This is a genomic window from Amycolatopsis sp. CA-230715, assembly GCF_018736145.1.
Taxonomy (GTDB): Bacteria; Actinomycetota; Actinomycetes; order Mycobacteriales; family Pseudonocardiaceae; genus Amycolatopsis.
Window position 1 is genome coordinate 4153169 of sequence record NZ_CP059997.1, and the last position, 15499, is coordinate 4168667.

The 15499-nt window shown below is 70.4% G+C and carries 13 protein-coding genes; 3 read left to right on the forward strand and 10 right to left on the reverse strand.

Translation table 11 applies throughout. The features are described from left to right. Positions 1-21: 21 nt before the first annotated feature. Positions 22-1350, reverse strand: a complete 1329-nt coding sequence (locus HUW46_RS19740) for an aminotransferase-like domain-containing protein (RefSeq protein WP_215548674.1) — start codon at positions 1348-1350, stop codon at positions 22-24. A gap of 218 nt (positions 1351-1568) precedes the next feature. On the opposite strand from HUW46_RS19740, the gene HUW46_RS19745 reads away from it, so the two are divergent. Next, on the forward strand, positions 1569-2213 hold the full coding sequence (locus HUW46_RS19745) for a GNAT family N-acetyltransferase (RefSeq protein ID WP_215548675.1): 645 nt from the start codon (positions 1569-1571) through the stop codon (positions 2211-2213). A 111-nt stretch (positions 2214-2324) separates the two neighbouring features. Beyond that, positions 2325-2666, forward strand: a complete 342-nt coding sequence (locus tag HUW46_RS19750; RefSeq protein ID WP_215548676.1) for a hypothetical protein — start codon at positions 2325-2327, stop codon at positions 2664-2666. A gap of 1 nt (position 2667) precedes the next feature. Here the strand turns inward: HUW46_RS19750 and HUW46_RS19755 are convergent, their stop codons facing one another. From HUW46_RS19755 to HUW46_RS19795, 9 genes are all read right to left on the reverse strand, one after another. Then, a complete protein-coding gene (locus tag HUW46_RS19755) occupies positions 2668-3816 on the reverse strand; it encodes an N-acetylmuramoyl-L-alanine amidase (protein WP_215548677.1) in 1149 nt (382 codons plus the stop codon). Between the two features lie 269 nt (positions 3817-4085). After that, positions 4086-4409 carry a thioredoxin gene (gene trxA / locus HUW46_RS19760; RefSeq protein WP_215548678.1) on the reverse strand — a complete coding sequence of 108 codons (324 nt, stop codon included), beginning with the start codon at positions 4407-4409 and terminating at the stop codon, positions 4086-4088. A 34-nt stretch (positions 4410-4443) separates the two neighbouring features. Beyond that, positions 4444-5439 carry a thioredoxin-disulfide reductase gene (gene trxB, locus HUW46_RS19765; RefSeq protein WP_215548679.1) on the reverse strand — a complete coding sequence of 332 codons (996 nt, stop codon included), beginning with the start codon at positions 5437-5439 and terminating at the stop codon, positions 4444-4446. 268 nt (positions 5440-5707) lie between these two features. Next, positions 5708-6508, reverse strand: coding sequence for a hypothetical protein (locus tag HUW46_RS19770; protein WP_215548680.1), 801 nt, complete (start codon positions 6506-6508; stop codon positions 5708-5710). Further along, positions 6505-7143 carry an RNA polymerase sigma factor SigM gene (gene sigM, locus HUW46_RS19775; RefSeq protein ID WP_215548681.1) on the reverse strand — a complete coding sequence of 213 codons (639 nt, stop codon included), beginning with the start codon at positions 7141-7143 and terminating at the stop codon, positions 6505-6507. Before sigM ends, HUW46_RS19770 begins: the two co-directional genes overlap by 4 nt. 82 nt (positions 7144-7225) lie before the next feature. Beyond that, entirely contained in the window at positions 7226-8821 is a 1596-nt protein-coding gene (locus tag HUW46_RS19780; RefSeq protein WP_215548682.1) for a protein kinase family protein, read from the reverse strand. A gap of 74 nt (positions 8822-8895) precedes the next feature. Further along, complete coding sequence (gene murJ / locus HUW46_RS19785) at positions 8896-10752, reverse strand: murein biosynthesis integral membrane protein MurJ (RefSeq protein ID WP_442860983.1); 1857 nt, start codon at positions 10750-10752, stop codon at positions 8896-8898. Positions 10753-11200: 448 nt separating this feature from the next. Beyond that, the gene (locus HUW46_RS19790) at positions 11201-13336 is read right to left on the reverse strand and encodes a DUF6049 family protein (protein ID WP_215548683.1); all 2136 of its coding nucleotides are present in this window, start codon (positions 13334-13336) and stop codon (positions 11201-11203) included. Continuing rightward, the gene (locus HUW46_RS19795) at positions 13333-13863 is read right to left on the reverse strand and encodes an NUDIX hydrolase (protein ID WP_215548684.1); all 531 of its coding nucleotides are present in this window, start codon (positions 13861-13863) and stop codon (positions 13333-13335) included. The genes HUW46_RS19790 and HUW46_RS19795 overlap by 4 nt, the downstream gene beginning before the upstream one ends. Before the next feature lie 178 nt (positions 13864-14041). Here HUW46_RS19795 and HUW46_RS19800 point away from each other — a divergent pair, with 178 nt between their 5' ends. Continuing rightward, a complete protein-coding gene (locus HUW46_RS19800; protein ID WP_215548685.1) occupies positions 14042-15472 on the forward strand; it encodes a CCA tRNA nucleotidyltransferase in 1431 nt (476 codons plus the stop codon). Positions 15473-15499 lie beyond the last annotated feature (27 nt).

Below are 15499 nucleotides of genomic sequence, written 5' to 3' on the forward strand. Positions count from 1 at the left end.
ATGGTGCGGGCCGCGACGGACCTAGGCGGTGTCCGGGGACGGCGACTGCGGCCCGGAAACGGCACGCGGGGTCACCGTACCGAAGGTGCGCACCAAGTCCATTTCGGACTCGAGCACGGCGGCCAGCCTGCGGACGCCTTCGCGGATGCGCTCCGGCGTCGGGTAGCAGTAGGACAGGCGCATCTGCCTGCTGCCGAAACCGTCGGCGTAGAACCCCGTGCCGGACGCGTACGCCACGCGAGCGGTGACCGCGCGGGGCAGCATGGCCTTGGTGTCCACGCCCTCGGGAACCGTTACCCAGACGTAGAAACCGCCGTCCGGATGCGTCCAGCTGCACCCCGGGGGCAGGTGCTGTTCGAGCGCGGAGATGATCGCGTCCCGCCGCTCGCGGTAGTTCTCGCGGAAGGTCTTGATCTGGCCCTTCCAGTCGTGCGTCGCGAGGTAGCGCGAAACGATCATCTGGTTGAACGTCGGCGGGCAGAGCGTCGCCGATTCCGCTGCCAGCACCAGCTTTTCGCGCACCGCGTGCGGCGCCAGCACCCAGCCGACGCGCAGCCCCGAGGCGAACGTCTTCGAGAAGGAGCCGAGGTACACCACGTTGTCGGGATCGGTGGAGCGCAGCGCGGGATAGGTCTGCCCGTCGAAGCCGAGCAGGCCGTACGGGTTGTCCTCGACCACCAGCACGTTGTGCTCGCGGCAGATTTCGAGGATCTCCGCGCGCCGCTCCACCGCGAGCGTCACGCCGGCGGGGTTGTGGAAGTTCGGGATGGTGTAGAGGAACTTGACCCGCTTGCCCGCCTTCTCGGCCTGCGCCAGCGCTTCGCGCAGCGCCTCCGGGACGAGCCCGTCGTCGTCCATCGTCACGTGCACGACGTCGGCCTGGTACGCGGTGAACGAGCCGAGCGCGCCGACGTAGGACGGCCCTTCGGCGATCACGACGTCACCGGGGTCGCAGAACAGCCGGGTGACCATGTCGAGGCCCATCTGGGAGCCGACGGTCACCACTACGTCGTCGGGATGCGCCGAGATCCCTTCCATCGCCATGATTTCGCAGATCTGCTCGCGCAGCACCGGCACCCCGTGCGCGGACCCGTACTGGAGCGCGACGAGCCCGTCGTCGGCGATGATCTCCGCGACCTGGGCGGACAGCGAGTCCAGCGGCAGCGCGGCGAGGTTCGGCATGCCGCCCGCCAGGGAAACCACCTCTGGCCTGCTCGCCACCGCGAAGAGCGCCCTGATCTCGGACGCCGTCATCCCCGAGGTACGCGCCGCGTACCGGTCGAGATGCGGGTCGAGGTTGTGGCGCCCGGCCTGAGCCGGGTTCTTCTCGGGCGATCCGGAGGGAGTCATCGGCACTTCACTCGGTCGAAGGGGTTCTACCGGCAGGTAGATTCCTCCGAGTGTAACCACCCGCCCTTGTGACGAGACCGCCCTTTCGGCGCTCGTCACATCGGCCTATCCTCGGACGTGGCCGTTCGGTCATGGTGAGCCGCGCCCTCCTCGGGCCTGCGGCTCGGTATCTCGCCGGTTGCGGAAGTGCCAGTTCGGGGCAGGTCAGGGAGGGTCGTGTGTCGCGACGCGTCGTGGGCGTGACGCTGGACAACCTGGAGCAGCTGCCCCTGCGCTGTCGCCGGTGCGTCTACTGGGAGGTGGCGCCCCACCTCAAGACGCAGGCGGAGGAGTACGGCGAGACCGAGGTCGAGAAGGAAGCCTGGGTGTCCAGCGTGCTGCTGGAATGGGGCTCGTGCGGCCGGATCGTCTACAGCGACACCCTGCCGGTCGGGTTCGTGCTCTACGCCCCGCCCAATGCGGTGCCGAGGGCGAACGCCTTCCCCACCTCCCCGCCCGGCCCCGACGCGGTCCTGCTGACCGCGTTCCACGTTCAGCCCGAGTTCCGCGGCGGCGGGCTGGGCAGGATGCTCGTCCAGGCGGTCGCGAAGGACCTGACCCGGCGCGGCGTCCGCGCCATCGAGGCGTTCGGCGACGCGAAGTCGGTCCCCGACGAGTCGGAGCGCGAGCACAGCTGCGTGGTACCGGCCGAGTTCCTGCAGAGCGTCGGCTTCAAGACCGTGCGCCCGCATCCACGGTGGCCCAGGCTGCGCCTGGAGCTGCGTTCGGCGATCACCTGGAAGGAAGACGTCGAAGCGGCCCTCGAACGCCTCCTGGGCCACGTCAGCATCTCCACCGCCGAGCCGACCGTCGCCCGCGCCTGATCCCGGTTGTCCACATTTTGTGGACAGCAACGCCGGTTATCCACAGGGGTTGTGGTGGGGTTGAGTAGTTTCGCGCTCCCGCGTGCCGTTCTGGCTGCCTACCGTGGCGTCATGACCTCGTTGGTGCCACAGCGACAACCCGCGTTGCCCGCGTTTCTGGGGCTTGCCGGACTTTCCCTGCTCGGCCTGCCCCCGACGTTGTTCATCGGTGGCTTCTTCGTGATGGGCAGCGACGGGTGTTTCTCCGGCGATCAGCGGTTCATTTGCTCGGTCGCCGGTCAGCAAGCCGCCTTCTACGCACCCGTGGCGAGCTGGGGCGCAGCGGTGGTGGCGAGCTTCCTCGTCGGCCTGGTGGTGCACCGGAAGGGCGGCAGTCCGCTGTTCGGCCTGCTCGCCGGGCTGGCCCTCTGGCCGGTGGGCGTGGCGATCGGCTACTCGATCGCGGCGGGGTGAGTTACTCGGCCTTCGCGAGTTCGTGGGCGAGCACGTCGGCGAAGGTGAAGGTGCCGGTCGGCTGGTCGCCTTCACCGAGCAGGTAGAGCCGCTTGACGGCGATCAGGATGCCTTCGGTGACCACGTCGCGGAACGCGGGGTCGGACAGCCTGCGGCTGTCTCCGGGGTTGGTCAGGTACCCGATCTCCATTCGGACCGCGGGGCAGCGGGTCAGGCGCAGGATCTCCCACGTCTTCGCGTGCGTGCGGCAGTCCAGCAGGCCGGTGCGGGCCGCCAGCTCGCGCTGGATGAACCCGGCGAGCAGCTCGCCGACCGTCGACGTGGTGCCGTGACCGTTGCCGAAGTGGAAGCTCGCGACGCCCTGCGCGCGCGGGGAGGAGTTCCGGTCGCAGTGCAGGGACAGGAACAGGTCGGCGCCCGCCTCGTTGGCGAACTTCGCGCGCTCCGCCTCCGTCGGCCCGTGCTCGCGGCCGCGCGAGATGAGCGCTTCCATGCCCGCGGCCTTCATCCGGCCTTCGAGCCGCCGTGCCAGGTCCCACGCGAGGTCGGCCTCGCGCAGCCCGGAGGCCTCGATGCCGGAGTCGGTACCGCCGTGGCCGGGGTCGATCACGATGCGCTTGCCGCGCAGCCTCGGGCCAGCGCGCCGCACCTGCTCCTGCTCGCGCAGGAAGACCGGGCGGCCGCCGCGGGCACGCGGGGAGAGCTGGCGGAGCGCGCGCACGGTGGCCGCGCCGCAGATGCCGTCGATGATCAGGCCGTAGTCGCGCTGGAAGTCGCGCAGCGCGCGCTCGGTGGAGGCGCCGAAAACGCCGTCCGGCCTGCCCGCGTCGTAGCCGAGCTCGGTGAGGCGCTCCTGGAGCGCGAACACGTCGTCACCGTGCACCGGTGCCGACATGAGATGGGCCAGCGGCCTGCTGCCGAGGTGGTAGCTGGCGCCGCGGAGCACCCGGTAGGTGGCCGGCCCGACCACCCCGTCGGTGATCAGGCCCCTTCGCTGCTGGAACCCCCGGACGGCCTGCTCGACGAACGGGTCGAACTGGTCGGCGGAACCGTTCGCCGCCGCTCCCGAGGGGAGCAGGCCCAGCGCCGACAGCATCGACCTGATCTCGGCGACGTCGGCTCCGGCGTCACCGCGGCGGAGTACCCGCATGCACTCCTCGCTCTACCTCGGGCACCGAGCTCGATCCGGTGCAGTACGGAAAGTCCTTGAGCACTTACTCAGGACTCCTATTGTGCCCTGTGAACTCTCGGTGAGCGCGCAGGGCTGGCCGGAGCGTTGGGGATCGCCACATCCGGTAACGCATCCACCATCAGCGACGATGGCTGTCGCGGTTCGTGACGCGAAACGCCACCGGAACGTGTGCCGGGGACGGCCCGGGTACCCGGCCGCCCCCGGGTTGACCTGGGGTTTCGGTGTGGTCAGAGCACGTCGGCGAGATCGGAGAGCAGCGCGGCCTTCGGCTTCGCGCCCACGATCTGCTTGACCGGTTTCCCACCCTGGAACAGGATCAAAGTCGGGATCGACATCACCTGGTAGTCACGCGGAGTGTGCGGGTTCTCGTCGATGTCGATCTTCGCGATGGTGAGCTTTTCCTTGTGCTCGGCCGCGATCTCCTCGAGCACCGGGGCGACCATCTTGCACGGGCCGCACCAGGTGGCCCAGAAGTCGACGAGGACCGGCTTGTCGCTGGTCAGCACATCGTCGGCGAACGTCTTGTCGGTCACCTTCACGGTGTCGGTCATGGTTTCTCCTCTGGGGGTTGGAAGGCGGTGGGGGTCAGGAACCGGAGGCGGCGTACCCGCCGCCGACCAGCTCCGGTGCCTCGGCGGCCTGCTCGCTCACCTGGTGCTCCGCGAGCCAGCGCTCCGCGTCGATCGCCGCGGTGCAGCCCGAGCCCGCCGCGGTGATGGCCTGGCGGTAGGTGTGGTCGACCAGGTCACCGGCGGCGAACACGCCGTCGATGTTGGTGTAGGAGCTGCGGCCCTTCGTGAGCACGTAGCCCGCGTCGTCGAGGTCGACCTGGCCGCGCACCAGCTCGCTGCGCGGGTCGTGGCCGATCGCGACGAAGAACCCGGTCACGTCGAGGGTCTTCTCCTCGCCGGTGTTGCGGTCGGTCACCTTGAGGCCCTCGACCTTGCCGTCGCCGACCACCTCGGTGATCTGCGAGTTCAGCTGCCACTTGATCTTCTCGTTGGCCCGCGCGCGCTCGAGCATGATCTTCGAGGCGCGGAACTCGTCACGGCGGTGCACGATCGTCACCGATCGGGCGAACTTCGTCAGGAAGGTCGCCTCCTCCATCGCGGAGTCGCCGCCGCCCGCGACCACGATGTCGTGATCGCGGAAGAAGAAGCCGTCACACGTCGCGCAGGACGACACGCCGCGCCCGAGCAGCTCCTGCTCGCCGGGCACGTTCAGGTACCGCGCGGCGGCACCCATCGACAGGATGATCGCGCGGGCGCCGTACCGCTTGCCGTTCACCGTCACGTACTTGACGTCACCGGTGAGCTCGAGCGACTCGACGTCCTCCGCGCGCAGCTCCGCGCCGAAGCGCTCGGCCTGGCTGCGCATCTGCTCCATCAGGTCGGGACCCTGGATCCCCTCGCGGAAACCCGGGTAGTTCTCCACCTCGGTGGTGGTCATCAGCGCGCCGCCGAACTGCGTGCCCTCGAAGACCAGCGGCTCGAGCTGCGCCCGCGCCGCGTACACCGCCGCGGTGTATCCGGCGGGACCCGATCCGACGATGATCAGGTTCCGAATGTCGTCTGCAGCCACCCCGTGACCTCCGCTCGTTGTGACCCGTCCACAGGATCAACACGATCGTAGGTGGCCGTGTTCCCGCCCGTGACCGCCGCCATGGGGTGACTGATTCGAAGTGGCTTGCGTAGCGGTGCCGTGGCGGAACCTCAGGCGGCCCCTCGCTCCGGGATCTCCTTCGCATGAATGCCGATTCACCATGTCGGAGCTGTCCTCGCGAGGAACCACCTGAGAACCCGCGGCGGTGCGGGTCGCCAGCCCACTCAAACGGCTTTGAACCGCTCTGCTATTTCGCCCCGATCAGTTCGTCGGCCAGCTTGCCCGGCTCGTTCGGCCCGCACGTCGGCGACAGCACGACGAGCCGGAACTGCGCCAGCTTGCCGGTCGTGAAGAGCACCATCACGCCGGGTTTGCCGTCGAGCGTCACCGGTCGCACCTTCACCGGCCGCAGGCTCGGATCGATGCCGTTGGCCGCAAGGCACGCGTCGAGCTTTTCCTCGTTGCCGAGCGGCCCGAAGTCCTGCACGCCCTGCGGGCCGCTGAGCGCGCCGCCGAGGTCGTTCTTCTTCAACGCGAGCGGCGGCTCACCGCCGGGCTGCTGACCGGGCAGGCTCGTAGGTGGCGGCTGCGCGACGTCGCTGCCGGAGCCGCCGCCCGGCACGATGACCGCGACCGCGACGACCGCGGCCGCCGCGGCGGCGACCAGGCCGGTGCCCCAGCCGAGGAGCTTGTTCCGCTTGCGGCGCGCGGCCGCGAGATCGACCACCGGCGCCACCGGCCGGTCCGCCGGGGCCTGCTGGGGCTGGCCGCCGAACGCGCGCTGCGCTTCCCCGGCGATGGCCGCGTCGAGCCGAGCCGCGAACTCAGCGGGCATCGGCTCCACCGGGGCGGAGCCGAGCGCGTTCAAGTCGGCGGTGGTCGCTTCCAGCGCCTCGATGATCGCCCGTGCTTCGGCGTCCGCGTTCACGCGTGGCCACAGTTCGGCCGCTTCGCGCTCGTCGAGCACGCCCGCGTGAAGGTCGGCGAGTACGTCGACAGACCAGGGCGGCCCCACGGTTCCGCCGAGCCCCCGACTCTCGTCCGTCATCGCCCCTCCCCCCGCTGCTGCGTGCGCGACCCCTGTCGTGCCCGGCTTGATTTGCTTTCGTGAGGTAGGACGTTCGCATCTGCATCGGGGTTCCGCAGATGTCCGAGAACCTTTGCGAGCTTGCCGCGACCCCGCGCGCACCGGCTCTTCACGGTGCCTTCCGCGATGCCCAGCATCTTCGCCGTCTCCGCGACCGAGTATCCCTCGACGTCGACGAGCACGATCGGGGCGCGCTGGTCTTCGGGAAGCTCGTCGAGGGCGGCTTTGATGACGAGCTTGGTTTCCTTGTCCGACATCGAGTCGCGCGGTGAAGCGGGTTCGTTGAACCCGGTCTCCGGCAGCGGCACGGTCGGTCTCGCCTGCTTGCGGCGGACCCGGTCGAGGCACGCGTTCACCACGATCCGGTGCAGCCACGTGGTCACCTGCGACTCGGCGCGGAAGTTCCCCGCCGCGCGGAACGCCGAGATGAACGCGTCCTGCAGCGCGTCGGCGGCCTCTTCGGGGTCGCGGAGGGTGCGCAGGGCGACGGCCCACATCCGGTCCCGATGCCGCCTGACTATTTCACTGAACGCGTGCTGATCCCCCGCGGCGTGCGCCGCTATCAGGTCAGCGTCCGTAGGTGCTGCTGCGGTCACCCGGAAGAGACTACTGACCGCGTGTGACCCCGGTGAAAATGCCCACACCCAGCACGAAAAGCCAGCGCGCGGGCACCGCGCGTCACTTCGCGGGCAGGAAGGTCAGCTCCCCGATCTGCGACGAGTACTTCTTGTCGTCCCCGCCGAGCTGGGTGATCCAGACGACGAAGAACCGCCCCTTCTGCGGCTGCTGGAGCGTGACGTCGGCGGAGTCGCCGTTGATGTCCGCGGACCCGACCACCCGCGTGTCGGCGAGTTCGGCGTTCTTCGTGTCGGCGACCCTGATCTCGACCTTCGTGCCCGCCGTCGCGCCGGCGATCTTCACCTGGGCGAGGTTGATCTCGCCGTCGAAGGCGGCGATCAGCCCGACGCCGGGCTTCACCTTGGGGAACTGCTGCTGGTACTGCTCGGTCTTCCACACGGTGCCCGGGTCGCCGTCGGTGACGTTGCGCGCGCGGCCGGGGTTGTCGCCGTCGCCTTCGGGGTTGTAGACGGTGACGCCGGTCGGCTTCGCCGGGTCGCCGAACTGGCCCTGCGCCGGTGCCGGTGGCGCGGGCGGCGCCGAGGAGGCCGGTGGCGGCGGGGGTGCCGACGTGGTGGTCTGGGCGACGTTCATGTTCGGCCCGTTGGCCGCCTTGTCGCCCTGGAAGAAGCTGATCGCCAGCATGCCGAGCCAGGCGAGGATGCCGACCGCGAGCACCACCAGCACGGTGACGCCGAGCGCGAGCTTCCGCCTGCGCGCGGCGTCCTTCACCGGCTTCTTCGTGGTCCAGACGCCGTCGTCGGGCTCGGGCTCGGACTCGGGGCCGACCTGCTTGATGAACTGGGTGCGCTCCTCGGCCTCGGCGGCCTGGTCGAGCGCGCGGAGGATGGCGGCGCTGGTGCGGATGCCGCCGTGGTCGCCGTCCTCGATGGTGCGGACCGCGAGCGACGACAACGCGGCGGGCACCCTCGGCCGCAGTGAGTGCGGCGGGACGATGCGACCGGTGGGCGTGTGCGGCGCGGCCGGGATCGCGGGCGGCCCGCCCGGCAGCGCCCAGCGGCCGGTGAGCAGCAGGTACAGCACCGCGCCGAGCGCCTTGACGTCGTCGCGCAGGGTGGCGTCGGGCAGCGGGCCGGGGAACGCGAGCCGCAGCGCGCCCTCCGGGGTGACCCGGAGCCGCTGCGGGTGGTCGAGGCCGAGCACGAGCCCGGACTGGTGCGCGCGGTCGACGGCGGCGGCCAGCGCCTGCACCATGCGGGCGGCGACCGCGGGCGAAACCGGCTCCTCCGCGGTCACGTCGACCAGGTCGGTGCCCTTGGTCCACTCCGCGACGACCACGCCGAGCAGGCCCTCGCCGGAGGTCACTCCGCTGCCGAGGCTCAGCACGTCGAGCACCCTGGCGACACCGTCGTGGCCGAACTTCGCGGCGTGGGCGGCGCGTTCGAGCGTGCGGCGGGCGAGCCGCGCGGACTCCGCGTCCGCCGGGTCGCCGACCAGCAGCGTCAGCGCGACGTCGCGGCGGAGCTGCCCGTCGCGCGCGCGCCACAGGTGCGCGCCCGCCCGCTCGTCGATCCCGAACTGGGCCAGCAGGCGATAACGGCCGTCGCCGACGACGCCGCCGGGCGCCAGCGATCCGCCCCTGACCCGGCCGCCCGCCCTGGCCGTCTCGGCCTGGTCACTCCGCTTGGTGTTCACCGCACTCTGGCCCTCCTCCGCATCGAGGGTACGTGAATACGACCCGTGTACGGGGGTTATCTGTGCGTAAAACGTTACCCACGCTTGACCAAGCGGGTGAATCTTCTGGTAACAGGTGCGAGTTCGTCGACCTTCAACGCGATGAGCACGCCGAACGAAACGCCGATGCCGACCAAGCCCTGGAGGACCAGTTTCAGCCACGCGCCGATCGTGACGCCGAGGGTCGACGGCACGACCAGGCCGACCAGCCACGCCGCGACGACGCCGAGGACGCTGGCGAAGAGGGTGAACAGGATCACCCCGAGCACGCGCTTGCTGCGCAGGTTGCCGAGCCGCACCCACAGCCACACCTGGCCGAGGATCGCGCCGACCACGAACGTCATCGCGTTGACCATCATCGCGCCGAGCACGATGTGGTCGGGGTCGAGCAGCGCGGGGCACAGGTAGAGCAGCGGGATCTTCGCCACCGTCATCACGATCATGATCAGCGTCGGCGTCCTGGCGTCCTTCATCGCGTAGAACACCCGGAGCTGGAGCATCACCAGCGCGTACGGCAGCAGGCCGAACGCCGAGATCGCCAGCGCCTGGCCGAGCCGTTCCGCGGATTCGGGGGTGCCCTTGCCGATGCTGAACAGCGCGAGGCCGATCGACGAGCCGACGATCGTCATCACCGCGGAGATCGGCACCAGCGTCACCGTCGACAGGCGCGAGGCGTAGGACAGGTCGCTGATCAGCTTGTTGTTGTCGCCGTCCGCGGCGGCGCGGCTCATCCTCGGCATGATCGCGGTCAGCAGCGACACGCCGATGACGCCGTAGGGCAGCTGGAACAGCAGCCACGCGTTGCTGTACGCGGTGACCCCGCCCTGGGTGCCGCTGGTGAGCACGCGGGTGTTGATGGTGAACCCGATCTGGCTGACCGCGACGTACCCGAGGATCCAGCCCGCGAGCCCGCCGAACTCCTTCATCCGCTTGTCGATGCCCCAGCGCCACTTGAACCGGAACCCGGTCCGCAGCAGCGGCGGCACGAGGATCACCGCCTGCGCCACGATGCCCGCGGTGACGCCGAGCCCCAGCGTCAGCAGCTTGGCGTCACCGAGCTTGACCGGGTCGAGCGAGATCTCGCCCGGCATCACCGCGACCACGATGATCGTGACGATCACGACGAGGTTGTTCACCACCGGCGCCCACGCCGCGGGCGCGAAGATGTGCTTGGCGTTCAGCACCGCGGAGAGCAGTGCGAACACGCCGTAGAAGAAGATCTGCGGCAGCAGCAGGTAGGCGAACGCGGTGGCCAGGTCCGGGTTCGCCTGCCCGGACTTGTCCACGTAGAGCGAGGTGAACAGGGGCGCGGCGGCCACCGCGATGACCGTGCCGATCAGCAGGAGCACCGACGCCACGGTCATCAGCCGCTGCACGTAGGCCTCGCCGCCGTCGGGATCGTCCTGCGAGCGCACCAGCAACGGCACCACCACGCTCGACAGCACGCCGCCGAGCAGCAGTTCGAACACGATGTTCGGCATCGTGTTCGCGACGTTGAACGAGTCGTTCACCACGCCGATGCCGACCGCCCAGGCCAGCATCACCTTCCACAGGAACCCGGTGATCCGGCTGATCAGCGACGCGATCGCGATCCGGCCGCTGGCCTTGACCAGCGACTGCGGCTTTTCCTCCGTCTTCGGCTCGATACCGGTGACCGGCGGCGGCGTGTCGCCGAAGGGCTCGGCCGTGCGGGGCGCGTCGAGCACCCTCGGCAACATCCGGGTGGCGAGTTCGTCGTAGGGCCGCAGCACGTCCGGATCGGCCATCGGCCAGCGCACGCTGGGGTGCAGCCCGCGATCGCGCGGGATGAGCATGGTCGCGTCTTCACGCCGTGGCGGCGGTGGTGGCGGTGGCGGATTCCCCTGGGGGTTCTCCTGCCGCCACGGCCGCACGGGTGGCTGGCGGCGCGGCGGAGGCGGCTGGCGCCTCGGCGGCCGCTGCCCTTGCGGCTGCGGCAACGGCTGCGATGGCTGCGATGGCTGCGATGGCTGCGATGGCTGCGGAAGTGGTTGCGACGGCGGCGGTTTCCGTCGCGCGCCCTGCCTCGACGGCGGGGGCTGCGCGGGAGGGAGCTGTCTCGTCGGGTGCTCCGACGGCGGCGGGCGCCGCCGCGGTGGAGGTGGTTGCGGAGTCCGGTCACCGGAGGGCGGGATGCGGCGCGGCTGGGCGCGCCGGGACGCCGGTGGTGGCGGCGGCTGCTGCGGGGGCGGCTGGGCCCGGTCGGGGTGGGGACGCCCGGCACGTTCGGGGCGCTCGGGCGGCGAGCCCGGCTCTCTGTCCAACACGTGCCCAATCCTCAGCGCTACTGTTCTGGCCAGGCCAGGGTAGTCGCCGCGGGCGTCAGGCCGCCTTCCGCTCCTTGACCCGCCGGTATATCCGGCGGCCGGAAAGCAGCAGCAACGCCACCCCTGCCGTCGAGGTCACGATAACGGTCACGATGCCGTATTCACTGGACGTGAGTTCGAATCGCGCCGTCGGCCCGAGCTGGGTGCCGCTCGACGTGGTCAACGACACGTCGAGGCTGAAGCGCCCCGCGCGCAGCGCTTCGGCGGGCACCCGCACCGGCACGATGCTGTTCCTCGGGATGGGCTGGTCCGGCACGGGGTCGATCCGCAGGCCCGCGTTGTCGCTGAAGCGGAGCCGGACGGTCACCGCGACCGGCAGCTTGTTCTGCATCGCCACCGGGATCGGCGACGAGCCGGACGCGAACGAGAACGGCTGGCCTGGCGGGATCACCGCGATCCGCCCGCGCAGGTCGTCGAGCTGGTCGCGCGCGGTCGACGCGGCCTGGTCGGCGCCGCCGGGCACGAACTGCCACGCCGTCGAGGTGGCCCGGATCACCGCGTCGTGCACCGGTTTCACGAGCAGGTCGGGATTCACCTTGTTCGACGTGTCCGGTTCCATCACCGAGCGCACGTCGGTCGCCGCCGAGTCGATGTCCGCGAGGTTGCCCGGCAGCGCGCCCTCGGCCGGGGTGTAGGTCATCCGCGCGACGCCCGATTCGCCCGCGCCCAGCTGCTGCTGCAGCGGCATCCCGGTGAGCATGTTCCGGGTGACGAGCTCGTCGATCGAGTCGAAAAGGCGGTCGAACTCGCGGTCCGGCACCGCCCAGCGGCGCGGCGGCGCGACGAGCAGGGGCTTGCCCGCGTCCGCCGTCGCCGTGCTGCGGTAGGCGAGCACGGCGAGGCCGTTCTGGGTGCCGACGTCGGGATCGTCGGCGGGTGTGGTGACCCCGGTCGACGAGTCGGGCCGCCCGGACGTGCCCGCGAACGCCTTGGCCAGCAGCGTGTCGTAGGACTGGGCGCGCACCGAGCTGCCTTCGAGGCCGACCCCGCCGCTGACCAGCTTGGTGGATTCCAGGTACTGGGTGTCGGCGAGCACGGTGTGCACACCGGCCTCGGCGATCGTGCCGAGCGTGCCCGTGTCGAGCGAGCCCCCCGGCCACAGGACGCCGTCGGCGGGGTCCGCGTCGAGCAGGGTGCGCAGCCTGCCGTCGTCGACCGCGGCCTTCGCGAGGTTCTTCCCGCTGTCGCCGAGCTTGGTGAGCTGGGACAGGTCGGCGTCCGAAGACGGCATCGCCACCGTGCAGTGCCCGCCGACGAGCCCGCGCACGCTTTCCAGCCAGCTCACCGCCGCGTCCTTGCCGCGGCCGGGCACGTTGCTGCCCCACGGGGTGCGGACCTGGTAGCCGCGGGTCATCGCGGTGACCGTGCCGATCAGGTCGGGGTCGATGCCGAAGCACAGCGCGTTGAACACCTTCGGGTTCTGCTTCGCCCGGCGTGCGCCGGTGAGCAGCGCGCCGAGCCTGCCCGTCGGCGCGAGGTCGTCGGCGAGGTGGTCGTCGCCGAGCACGACGGACTCGCCCAGCGGCGCGGAGACGATGTTCGGCCGGGTGTCGGCCAGCGGCCACAGCAGCGTGAACGGGGTGGCCTTCGCCGGGTTCGGCGGCGCGGGCTTGCCGGGTACCGACACCACCGGCAGCAGCAGGCTGACCGCGGCGAGCCGGGTCCTGCCGCCGAAGTCGGGCGTGCCGTTGACGTTGACCAGCAGCGGGTAGACGCCCTGCTTGGCGATTTCGAGCCCGGAGTCGCCGCGCAGCGACGCGTTGACCGTCAGCGGCGCGGACTGGCCTGGTTCGAGGGAGGCCACCACGTCGACGAACTGCGAAACCGACGAGCCGGTCTCCGGCGACTCCGCCAGCGCCTGCTTGAGCTGCTTCTCGGAGGTCTGCCGCTCCCCGAGCTGCAACTGCACCTTGATGTTGGTGATGCGCCGGTCGCCGGTGTTGGTGATCCGGCCGGAGATGCCCAGCGTCGACGAGGTGGTGGTGACCAGCCTCGGGTTCATCTGGTCGACGTCGAGGTGCAGCCTGCTCGGCTCCGACTGCTCCCCCGGTTGCGCGGCGGCGGCCGGGGCGAACCCGGTGAGCGTGGCGACGAACAGCACGGTCAGCGCGATGGCGGCGAGCCGCTTCACTCGGAAGCTCCCTCGGGAAGGTCAGCGTCTTGGGCGGCGAACAAGGCGCGCGCCTTGCGGACGAGCGTCCGCTCGTCGGCGTAGGCGAGCTTCGTTTCGAGCTCGGCGATCGGCACCCACGCGACCTCGGTCACTTCGACGTCCTCGTCGGACAGTTCGCCGCCGACGGCTTCCAGCAGGAAGTGGTGCACGGTCTTGTGCACCCGGCGACGTTCGGCGACGAACCAGTAGTCGATCGTGCCAAGCGGCCGCAGCACGTGCGCGGAAATGCCGGTCTCCTCCTTCACTTCGCGCACCGCAGTCTGCTCGGTGGTCTCGCCGTCTTCGATGTGGCCCTTCGGCAGCGACCACAGCAGCTTGCCATGGCGGTCCAACCGGCCGATGAGCGCGGCGTTGGCGCGTTCGGCGTCGACCACGAGACCCCCGGCGGAGGTCTCGTCGACGGTGGTCAGCTTTCTGCCCCGGTGCCGCCGCGATCGGCGGCGTCCTGGCTTCGCGCCACCGGAACGACCGGCCGATCCAGACATGCTGTGATGCTAGTGCCTGCCGTTCACACGCGGTCGCGAACGCGGAGCCAGGTGTCACTCACGCTCTGGTATCACCTCGGTGCCGTCGGGCCCCGTCGCGTGCGGAGTACCCTGGTCGCTCGTGTCTTTGTCCTCGGGTGCGCTGCGTCCAGTGCACCTCTTTCGTGGTGGGATCTGAGTGAACGAGCTGGCCGAAAAGAACGCGGTGACCGAACCGGTGCGCATTCCCCCGCTCGCCGACGAGCTGGCCGCCCTGTTCGCCAGGGCGGGGCACCGGCTCTACCTGGTCGGCGGCAGCGTGCGCGACGCGATGCTCGGCCGCGAGTCCGCCGATCTCGACTTCACCACCGACGCGCGCCCCGACACCGTGCTCAAGCTCGTGGCCGGCTGGGCGGACGGCGTGTGGGAGGCCGGGATCGCGTTCGGCACGGTCGGGGTCACCAAGCGCGGCAGCACGCTGGAGATCACCACGTTCCGCGCGGACAGCTACGACCGGATGAGCCGGAACCCTGAGGTCACCTTCGGCGACGCGATCGAGGGCGATCTGCTGCGCCGCGACTTCACCGTCAACGCGATGGCGGTCGACCTGGAGACGAAGCAGCTCGTCGACCCGTACGACGGCGTGACCGCGCTGCACCGGGGCATTCTCGACACGCCGGCGCCGCCGGAGGAGTCGTTCGCGGACGACCCGTTGCGCATGCTGCGCGCGGCGAGGTTCACCTCGCAGCTCGGGTTCTCGGCGTCGCCGCGGGTCGTGATGGCGATGACCGAGATGGCCGAGCAGCTCACCCGGATCACCGCCGAGCGGGTGCAGGCCGAGCTGTCGAAGCTGATGGTGGGCGCCGACCCGCGCTCGGGACTCGAGCTGATGGTGGAGACGAACCTCGCCGACCACGTGCTGCCTGAGGTGCCGGGCATGCGGCTCGCGATCGACGAGCACCACCAGCACAAGGACGTCTACGAGCACTCGCTGACGGTGCTGCAGCAGGCGATCGACCTCGAACGCGGTGGCGAGCCGGATCTCGTGCTGCGGCTCGCGGCGCTGCTGCACGACATCGGCAAGCCCGCCACGCGCGAGTTCCAGCCCGGTGGCGGCGTGAGCTTCCACCACCACGAGGTGGTCGGCGCCAAGATGGCCCGCAAGCGTTTGCGCGCCTTGAAGTACTCGAAGCAGATCGTCGACGACGTGTCCCAGCTCGTGTTCCTCCACCTGCGGTTCCACGGGTACGGGAAGGGCGAGTGGACGGACTCGGCGGTGCGCCGGTACGTCACCGACGCAGGCCCGCTGCTGGAGCGGCTGCACAAGCTCGTCAGGGCGGACTGCACGACCCGCAACAAGCGCAAGGCCGCCGCGCTGCAGCGCACCTACGACGATCTCGAAGAGCGGATCGAGCGCATCCGCGCCGAAGAGGACCTCGCGAGGGTGCGGCCCGATCTCGACGGCAACGAGATCATGAAGCTGCTCGGCCTGCCGCCGGGTCCGCTGGTGGGCAAGGCGTGGAAGTTCCTCAAGGAGCTGCGCCTCGACCGCGGCCCCCTGGAGCACGACGAGGCCGTGGCCGAACTGCGCAAGTGGGCCGACGAGCAGGGCATCACCGGCACGGATTAGGGCGTGACGCAGAGCATCGCTTCGGCG

What these genes read in the sequence shown, in the direction of transcription:
- HUW46_RS19770 (WP_215548680.1), bottom strand. Translation starts at nt 6,508, where the DNA reads ATGACGGACGAGAGTCGGGGGCTCGGCGGAACCGTGGGGCCGCCCTGG.
- HUW46_RS19755 (WP_215548677.1), bottom strand. Translation starts at nt 3,816, where the DNA reads ATGCGGGTACTCCGCCGCGGTGACGCCGGAGCCGACGTCGCCGAGATC.
- HUW46_RS19740 (WP_215548674.1), bottom strand. Translation starts at nt 1,350, where the DNA reads ATGACTCCCTCCGGATCGCCCGAGAAGAACCCGGCTCAGGCCGGGCGC.
- trxA (WP_215548678.1), bottom strand. Translation starts at nt 4,409, where the DNA reads ATGACCGACACCGTGAAGGTGACCGACAAGACGTTCGCCGACGATGTG.
- HUW46_RS19750 (WP_215548676.1), top strand. Translation starts at nt 2,325, where the DNA reads ATGACCTCGTTGGTGCCACAGCGACAACCCGCGTTGCCCGCGTTTCTG.
- HUW46_RS19795 (WP_215548684.1), bottom strand. Translation starts at nt 13,863, where the DNA reads ATGTCTGGATCGGCCGGTCGTTCCGGTGGCGCGAAGCCAGGACGCCGC.